Source organism: Dyella sp. (assembly GCF_036568765.1).
In the GTDB taxonomy this organism is placed as follows: Bacteria; Pseudomonadota; Gammaproteobacteria; order Xanthomonadales; family Rhodanobacteraceae; genus GSA-30.
Window position 1 is genome coordinate 1 of the sequence record NZ_DATCRY010000013.1, and the last position, 4,683, is coordinate 4,683.

4 protein-coding genes are annotated in these 4,683 nt (G+C 62.3%); all 4 read right to left on the reverse strand.

Annotation, left to right across the window (positions count from 1 at the left end):
• A partial coding sequence (locus VIM98_RS00770; RefSeq protein ID WP_331991178.1) for a DNA polymerase II occupies positions 1–1,675 on the reverse strand: 1,675 nt, incomplete at its 3' end.
• A 502-nt stretch (positions 1,676–2,177) separates the two neighbouring features.
• Complete coding sequence (locus VIM98_RS00775; RefSeq protein ID WP_331991179.1) at positions 2,178–3,581, reverse strand: sensor histidine kinase; 1,404 nt, start codon at positions 3,579–3,581, stop codon at positions 2,178–2,180.
• Entirely contained in the window at positions 3,578–4,240 is a 663-nt protein-coding gene (locus VIM98_RS00780; protein WP_331991180.1) for a response regulator, read from the reverse strand. Before VIM98_RS00780 ends, VIM98_RS00775 begins: the two co-directional genes overlap by 4 nt.
• A 98-nt stretch (positions 4,241–4,338) precedes the next feature.
• Positions 4,339–4,683, reverse strand: a 345-nt coding sequence (locus VIM98_RS00785) for a phosphatase PAP2 family protein (RefSeq protein WP_331991181.1), incomplete at its 5' end; no start/stop codon positions are given.

Below are 4,683 nucleotides of genomic sequence, written 5' to 3' on the forward strand. Positions count from 1 at the left end.
TTCCCAGCCAGATGAAGATCGAGTCGGTATCTCCATAAATCACTTCGTAACCTTCCGCCTCGACCCATGCGCGCGTCTGGCGCATGATCTCGTGGCCTCGCAGCGTGACAGCGGAGACCAGCTTCGGGTCGAAGAACTTTCCTCCCGCGGCGCCGAGCACGCCGATAAAAGCATTCATCAGCAGCTTGAACGCTTGCGATAGCGGTGCGTTACCCGCGGCCTTGGCTTTGTCGCGCCCGGTCCATAGCTGCGTGATCAAGCCGGGGAGACAATGCTTGGTTCGTGAGAATCGTGTCCGATTCGGGCCGGGAATCGTGGTTTTGGGATCGACGGCAAGCATGCCTTCCGCCAGGCCGATCGGATCGATCAGGAAGGTACGGATGATCGACGGATAGAGGCTTTTATAGTCCAGGACCACGATGGAATCGTAGATGCCCGGGCGCGACTCCATCACGAAGCCGCCGGGGTACGATTCACCGGTGGGTATGCTCGCGTTAGGGGCCACGTAACCTTCGCGATGCATACGCGGCAGGTACAGGTAACTGAAGGCGGCGATCGAGCCGCCCATACGGTCGGCTTGCAAACCGGTGACGTTCGCTCGCTCAAGCAGAAACTCCATGAGCTTGGTCTTGGCGAAGATGCGCGTTACCAGCTCGCAGTCTTTCAGGTTGTAGCGTGCGAGGGCTGGCTTGTCTTCGTTGAAGCGGCGCTCGATCTCCGCCATCCGGCTGTAGGGGTCGTCGATGGCCTTGCCTTCGCCGAGCAGCTCCTGGGCGACGGTCTCGAGGCTGAAAGAGGGGAAGCTCCACAGCGCCGAACGCAGCGCCTCGATACCGTCGATAGCCAACCGCCCCGGGATCGTCGCGAAGACGTAGCCCTCCCGCCGCTTGTGATTTCGCCATTCGATCGGCGTACCGCCACGTCCGAGCGCCAGGACCATACCGCACTTTTCGGCGCATGCCTGGAGCAGGCGCAGATCGAACTGGATCAGGTTCCAGCCGATGATGACGTCGGGGTCGTGATGGCGAAACCAGCTGTTGAGGGCGACGATGAGTTGTGCGCGCTCGGCAAAGTAGCTCAGTTCGAAATCCAGGTCGTCTGTTGCATCGGCGCCGGGGCTGCCGAGCATGAAGACCTGTCGTTGGCCGCATCCTTCGAGCGCAATCGAATAAAGCTCGCCATGTGCGCTGGTTTCGATATCCAGCGATACGAACCGTAGTGCGGGGCGATACCCCGCGCCGGGTTTCAGGCGCGGATTGAGGAAGGTTGCCGCATCGCCTTCGACTTCGACGATTACGCTCGCGGTAATGAACCGCTCCATCAGATAGCGATCGTCGGGGCGGATATCGGCTTCGAGCAGTTCGACGCCCGCGGCGGCCAGTCGCTTCTCCAGTTGGAGCATGGCTTTATAGCCAGAGGTATAGACTCCGAGGACGGGCTCCTGCGCGAAGGTTTTCATGGGCAGCGGGGTGCACTTCACATCGCTCTCGTTGCCGATCGCGGCTTGGAGCTGTTCATGCGCATCCGCCCGGACGAATGCCACGTTTCGCTGCCCTGTGACGAGCACGCGGCGAGGTCCCGCGTCGGTTGCCAGCCACAGCTCGATCTCGACGCCATCCTTGGTGTCCCGCCAATGGCGAGTGAGGATGTAGCCGTTCTCAAGACGTGTATTCACTGGCGAAGTTTAGCAACTTCGTTGGAGTGTTCGTGTGAGTCTTGGAAGAGCTGAGTGTTGGCGGTTTGTGGGATGGCGAATCATGTCGCGTGACTTTTTGCTTGCGGGGTTGCCCCCTCACCCCAGCCCTCTCCCCCGGCGGAGCCAGGGGAGAGGGAGCCGACTGAGGGAAACCTCTAAGAACTGGCTCTTCTGTGGGAGCGACTTTCGTCGCGACGATCGTGCCTTATCGCAAGCCCTTGTCGCGACTGAAGTCGCTCCCACAACGATAGAATCCGCTTTCGCTATGTTCGGGCGATTGCGAGGTTTTTAGAGGTTCCCTGAAGTCGCTCCCACAACGATAGGATCCGTTTTCGCTGTGTCCAAGTCATTGACAGGTTTTTAGAGGTTCCCTGAGGTAAGCCTCAGTACTTCGCACTTGCGCACACTGCTCCCTCTCCCCTGGCTCCGCCGGGGGAGAGGGCTGGGGTGAGGGGGTAACCCCGTGCGAGTTGTCGGCAACCTAGGCGAGCTCGTCGTCCCCGTGTCGGGGTATAGCAACGCGTACCCGCAACCCATTGCCGTAGGGTGAATCCAGCAACTCGATGGAGCCCGCGTGCAAATCCGTCGCACGCTGCACGATGGAAAGCCCAAGGCCATAACCATCGCCGCGCATGGAAGATTCGCGGTGGAAGCGCGCGAACACGGCCTGGCGCCGCTCTGGCGGAATGCCCGGGCCGTTGTCCATAACCTCCAGCGTCGTTTCCTGCGCGTTGCTATCGACGACGATCTGCACCATGCCGCCGCGTGGAACATGCCGTAGGGCATTCTCGAGCAGATTCCGCAGGAGCGCGGATACGGCGGCGTCGTATCCGCGAATGAGCACCGGCTCGGCGGGCGACTCGAAACCCAACGACACACCGCTGCTGGAGACCACGGGGGCCAGTTCATCGATGACATGTGTGGCTACATCCACCAGGTCGACGATGGCCGGTTTGCAGGAAGCCGCGCCGGCTTCGATCTTGGCCAGCGCCAGCAGTTGCTCGACGCGCCGAGTGAGCTTGGCGACGCTTTGGTGGGCGCCGCTGAGACTGTCGTGCATCTCCGCCGCGGAATCGGCGACCATCGCGCTTTCGAGATTGAGCATGATCGAGGCAAGCGGCGTGCGCAGCTCGTGCGCCACGTCAGCGCTGAATCGGCGCTCGCGTTCCAGGGCATCTTCCTGTCGGGCCAACTGTTGATTGAGCGCGCTGACGACGGGTTCCAGTTCCTCCGGGGCCTGCTTGAGCGTAATGGGCTCGCGGCTGCCGGGTTCGCGGGACGACAAGGCCGACGCCAGCGCTATCAGGGGACGCAGGCCGCGACTGGTGGACCAGCCGATCAGCAAGGCGAGCAACGGCAGCGCTACAAGGAACGGCAAGCCGTGCTCCAGCCAGAGTGTCCGGATGATTTCAAGGCGGGTGTCGTATCGCTCGGCGACTCGAATCACCAGGTTCGTGGCTTTATCCACATAGGTATAGACACGCCAGATGTGGTGCGCCTTGCGCAAATCCTGATACGAAGACCGATCGGTGGGCGTCGATGGCAAAGCCATCAAGTTGATCGAGCCGGCAAGCAGCGTGCCTGTCTTGTCGAAGACCTGATAGCCGACTTCGGATTCCCAGGTCGGTACGTCGCCCGCGGCCTGGATCACCTTCTTCTTCTGCACGCTGGCGAGCAACGGCTGCTTGCCGGTCAATGCCGGAAGGCCATTGTTCTGCACGAAGGCGCTGATCGTATGGGCGGCCTGGGCCAACCGGCCGTCGGACATCTCCTCGAGTTCGGCGCTGGTGTGCGTATAGCTGTAGATCGCCACAGGCACCCACACGATGAGAAGCATCGCCACGATCATCCAGCGCAGGCGTCCGCGCAGGCTCCTGGGCGTCATTGCGGATCCCGGGGAATCATGTAGCCGAAGGCGCGGACTGTCTGGATGGTGTCGAAGCTGAGCTTGCGGCGGAGGGCATGTACGATGACGTCCAGCGCGCTGTCGCTCACGGCTTCCGTGCCGTACAGCGAGCTTTCCAGTGCATCGCGTCGCACGACACGGCCCGCGCGTTCCATGAGCACTTGCAGAAGAGCGAACTCACGGCGGGTCAGATCGATTTTCTCGCTGCGGAAATGCACTTCCAACGTGCCAAGGTCCATCTTCAGCGCGCCGGCGACGATGCAGTTGGCGGCGAGGCCCTGCATACGGCGGGTGAGCGAGCGGATACGCGCGCCAAGTTCGTCGAGATGAAAGGGCTTGGTGAGGTAATCATCGGCACCGGCGTCCAATCCGTGGACGCGCGCCTGCACCGCGTCGCGCGCCGTCATGATCATCACCGGCGTGAGGATGTTGTCGCGCCGCGTTTCCTTGAGCAGTTCCAGGCCATCCTTGCCGGGCAATCCCAGATCCAGCAGCACGAGATCGGCTTCTTCGTCGCGCATGGCGGCCGCGCCTTCGTGACCGTCGGTCAGCCAGGTAACCGTATAGGAGAGACGCTCCAGGGCGCGGCGAATGGCCGCGCCCAGTTGCAGATCGTCTTCTACCAGGATGATGTGCATGGACCCTTCCGACCGTGTCGCCCGGTACCTGTCTAGCGGGGGCGAGACGTTCGATTGTCTTGCAGGTTTGTGACAGTGCGGGGAAAGGCTTTCCGGAATCAGTGCGCGTCAGCAGCGGCAGGGGATAGCCCGGCAGCACGCAATTCGGCCTTCGCGGCAGCGAGGTCGCGCTGCATGGCCGCCGACGTCAGCATGGCGTCAGCCAGCGATTGCCCGAAGACGCGGCCACCGTAGATGTCCTGCAGGGTATGCACGCCCTTCACCACCCGATGCCAGCCGATGTCGCGGGCATGCTGCATCAGCGCATCGGCGTCCTGCGGAAACAGCTGGGCCAGCAGCGTGGCATCGACGGCCGCCCGGCTGGCGTGGCCACTGGGATAACCGTAGCTGCGCTTCTTCGCTTCCTGCGGGTTCTTGGCGCAGTCCGACTCCGGCGGGCAGGG

Bases quoted from the DNA above. Each gene is read 5' to 3' on its own strand.
- VIM98_RS00775 (WP_331991179.1), bottom strand. From the start codon at position 3,581: ATGACGCCCAGGAGCCTGCGCGGACGCCTGCGCTGGATGATCGTGGCG.
- VIM98_RS00780 (WP_331991180.1), bottom strand. From the start codon at position 4,240: ATGCACATCATCCTGGTAGAAGACGATCTGCAACTGGGCGCGGCCATT.